We start from the raw sequence: 3996 nt of genomic DNA on the forward strand, positions 1-3996 counted from the left end.
CCCGCCCGCCCTCGGCCCGCAGGTCCCGCCCCGTCGCGGCCCGCGCGGCGTCCCGGCAGCCGTCCAGGACGGCCATCTGGAGGTACGGCGGGCGCGGGCTGATGCTGGTCCGTGAGCTGACTCAGCGCTGGGGCAGCGCGCCGGTGGGCGACGGAAAGGTCGTCTGGGCGATGCTACCGGCGAACTGACCGAAATTTCCGCTCTCGCCTGGTTTTATGGGCAGAGGGCCGGGTAGGCGTGCCCGTCCTTTCTGCCGTAACGACGGGGTGAGAGCTATGCGAAAGCGGGTAGTGACGGAACCGGCACGAGACCGGGGTCCTGCGATCCTCGCGCCCGCGCAGTTCGGCGGTTTTCCCGGACCGCTCCGCCGGCCGATCCCGGGTGACTCCCTGTGGCGGTTGCTGCGCACCACCGACCACAAGCAGATCGGCCTGATGTACCTGGCCACGTCCTTCGGGTTCTTCCTGATCGCCGGCATCCAGGCCATGCTGATGCGGGCCGAACTCGCCCGGCCGGGGCTGCAGTTCCTCTCCTCGGAGCAGTACAACCAACTGTTCACCACCCATGGCCTGGCGATGCTGCTCCTCTTCGCCACGCCCGCGGCGTTGGGGATGGCCAACTACATCGTCCCGATCCAGATCGGTGCCCCGGACGTTGCGTTTCCCCGGCTGAACGCGTTCGGCTACTGGCTGTTCCTGTTCGGCGGCCTGATGCTGTACGGCAGCTTCCTCACCCCGGGCGGGTCAGCCGACTTCGGGTGGACCGCGTACACCCCGTTGAGCACCGCACAGCACTCGCCCGGGGTCGGGCCGAACATGGTGGTGGTCGGGCTGGTCGTCGGGGGTGTGGGCACCATCCTCACCGCCGTGAACCTGGTCACCAGCATCGTCACGCTGCGCGCGCCCGGGATGACCATGTTCCGGATGCCGATCTTCACCTGGAACATCCTGCTCGTCAGCATCCTGATCCTGCTGGTCTTCCCGCTGCTGGCGGCCGCGCTGCTCGCGATCGCCTCCGACCGGCTCCTGCACTCGCACGTGTACGATCCGACCACCGGCGGGCCGATGCTCTTTCAGCATCTGTTCTGGTTCTTCGGCCATCCCGAGGTCTACATCATCGCGGTCCCGTTCTTCGGGATCATCACCGAGATCATTCCGGTCTTCTCCCGGAAGCCGATCTTCGGTTACACCGGTCTGGTGTTCGCCACCATCGCGATCACCGTGCTGTCGATGAGCGTCTGGGCGCACCACATGTTCGGCACCGGCCAGGTGCTGCTGCCGTTCTTCAGCGTCCTGAGCTTCCTGATCGCGGTGCCGACCGGGGTGAAGTTCTTCAACTGGATCGGCACCATGTGGAAGGGGCAGATCACCTTCGAGACGCCGATGCTCTTTGCCATCGGCTTCCTGGTGACCTTTCTTCTCGGCGGCCTGACCGGCGTACAACTGGCCAGCCCGCCGCTGGACTTCCACGTCACCGACACCTACTTCGTGGTCGCCCACTTCCACTACGTGCTCTTCGGGACCGTGGTCTTCGCGTTCTTCGGCGGCATCTACTTCTGGTTCCCGAAGATGACCGGCCGGCTGCTCGACGAGCGGCTCGGCAAGGTGCACTTCTGGACGATGTTCCTCGGCTTCCACACCACCTTCCTGGTCCAGCACTGGCTGGGTAACGAGGGGATGCCCCGCCGCTACGCCGACTACCTGGCGCAGGACGGCTTCACTACGCTGAACACGATCTCCAGCATCGGGTCGTTCGTGCTCGGGGTCTCCACGCTCTTCTTCATCTACAACGTCTGGAAGTCCTGGCGGTACGGCCCGAAGGTGACCGTCGACGACCCCTGGGGCTTCGGCAACTCCCTGGAGTGGGCCACCACCTGCCCGCCGCCGCTGCGCAACTTCGACCGGATGCCGCGCATCCGCTCGGAACGTCCGGCCTTCGACGCGAAGTACGGCCAGCTCGTCGCCAACCTGGGCCGGGACCTGCCGCAGCGGACCACTAAGCCGCCGCAGACCTTCATGGAGGAGTTGCGCCACGTGCCGAAGCTGCCCGAGGCGCCGGCCGCCGAAGGCGCGCACGGTGCCCGCGAGGCGGTGGAGTACCAGCCGGCGCCGCAGTCCGGCGCCCGGCCGGTCGACGTGCCGGCGCCGGAGGAGATCCGCCGGCCGAGTTTCGAGGAGGCCGAGGTGCCGGAGACGCCGGAAGAGATCGCCGAGCGGGGGCCCGAGCAGGAGCGGTGGCGCCACCCGCACGGCCATGGCGACACCGAGGAGCGCTGACCGCGGACCTGGCGGGGGCCGGTGCCCGACGGCGCCGGCCCCAGCCACGGGTGCACCCAGCCAGCCATGGGGTGCAGCCGGGCACGCGAGGAGGGCCGCGCCCGTTGGCGCCGGCCCTCGTCGTGCGTACCGTGCGGTCGGTCAGTCAGTCGGCGCCCGCCGGCAGGCCGGCGGGCGCCGAGCGACCGGCGTACCGCGGGCTGGACCCGGGTCAGCCGCAGCGGCACCCCGGTACGCGCTGCAGCGTCCCGGCCGGCCATCAGCGCGGCGATGCCGCCGGCGTCGAAGCCGCCCGCCCCGACCAGGTCGACCACCACCTCGCGGGGCTGCCCGGTGACCGCCTCCAGCATCGCCTTGCGCAACTGGTCCGCGCCGTCCCGGTCGACCTCCCCGCCGACCTCGACGACCACCCGGTCGCCGTTCTGCTTCACAGAGATCTTGGTCTTCCCCGGCTCGGCCTCGGCGGCGCCGTTCTGCCAGGGTGGTGGGGCGTCGGCGAGCATCGCCTGCCGCAGCCAGGTCAGCGCCCGGGACAGCAGCCGGGAGACGTGCATCTGGGAGATACCGAACCGGGCCGCGATCTCGGCCTGGGTCTGGTTGCCGTAGAAGCGCATCGCGAGGATCCGCCGCTCCCGCCAAGGCAGCCGGTGCAGCAGCCCGCTGACGGTCACCCGGTCGTCGACCGATTCGAGCGCGTTGTCCGATTCACCGACCAGGTCGCCGAACTCCGCCGAGCTCTCCCCGCCCACCGGCGCGTTGAGCGACGCCGGGCTGTAGCCGGCCGCCGACTCCAGCGCGGCGAGGATCTCCTCCTCGGGAGTCTCCAGCCGTTCGGCCAGCTCGGCGACGGTCGGCGCCCGGGACAGCTCGCTGGTCAGCGCCGCGGTCGCCTGCCCCACCTCGAGGATCAGGTCGCGCAGCCGGCGCGGCACGTGCACCCCCCAGGTGCGGTCCCGGAAGTGCCGTTTGATCTCGCCGACGATGGTGATCGCCGCGTACGCGGTGAAGGAGCCCCGTTCCGGGTCGTACCGGTCGACGGCGTTCACCAGGCCCAGCCGGGCCACCTGCTCCAGATCCTCCAGCGGTTCCCCCCGGCCGCGGTAGCGGCGGGCGAGCCGGCCGGCGAAGGGCAGCGCGAAGCGGACGAGATCGTCCCGCGCCTCCTGCCGCCGCTCCGGCGGCAGGCCCTCGATCCGGGCCGCGTACGCCAACGCCGCGGCGTCGAGGTCCTCAAGGCCCCGATCGGTGGGTGGTGGTGTCGATGTGGTGGTCTGTCCGAACATCCGCGCCTCCCTCAGGAAGGTCCCCCGCCCGGATTGGGAAACCGGTCATGCGCGTGGTCGGGCCACGCACCGGGCCGGAAATGGATTACGTGACTGGCACGCCAGGAGCGACGACAGCTCGCCACACGGCGTCATCGGGCCGTCGCAGCGAGCGGTGTTCCCGCTCAGTAGGTACTCAATCACGGAGCGCGGTGTTCGCGAGGATGTTTCGGCAGTGTTGGTGCCGGCCGGCCCAGGACCGGTCGGCGGACGGTTCGGCCGAAGCCGGTCAGGAGACCAGCAACCCCTGGTGGGCCCCGGTGTCGCGGAGCGTCTCCAACGCCTCCCCGACCGTCAGGGGCGGCGGGACCGGCAGGTCGTACGGCTGGTTGCGCAACACCTCCGTGGCACGCCGGGTCGGTACCGAGGTGACCGGGTAGCCGCGCGCCGACCCCCGG

Annotated in this window: 2 protein-coding genes and 1 pseudogene; 2 read left to right on the forward strand and 1 reads right to left on the reverse strand. The window is 70.2% G+C overall.

Annotation, left to right across the window (positions count from 1 at the left end; genetic code table 11):
* A partial coding sequence (locus tag DKL51_RS36030; protein ID WP_498070862.1) for an ATP-binding protein occupies nucleotides 1-188 on the forward strand: 188 nt, incomplete at its 5' end.
* A gap of 87 nt (nucleotides 189-275) precedes the next feature.
* Entirely contained in the window at nucleotides 276-2276 is a 2001-nt protein-coding gene (gene ctaD, locus DKL51_RS00195; protein WP_109966579.1) for an aa3-type cytochrome oxidase subunit I, read from the forward strand.
* Nucleotides 2277-2449: 173 nt separating this feature from the next.
* On the opposite strand, the pseudogene DKL51_RS00200 reads toward ctaD, so the two are convergent.
* Nucleotides 2450-3559 (reverse strand): annotated as a pseudogene (locus DKL51_RS00200) (SigB/SigF/SigG family RNA polymerase sigma factor); the annotation flags it as partial.
* Nucleotides 3560-3996: the final 437 nt, after the last annotated feature.

It is taken from the genome of Micromonospora globispora (assembly GCF_003857015.1).
Taxonomy (GTDB): Bacteria; Actinomycetota; Actinomycetes; order Mycobacteriales; family Micromonosporaceae; genus Micromonospora; species Micromonospora globispora.

Excerpts from the sequence above, each read along its gene's own strand:
- ctaD (WP_109966579.1), top strand. The coding sequence starts at position 276 with ATGCGAAAGCGGGTAGTGACGGAACCGGCACGAGACCGGGGTCCTGCG.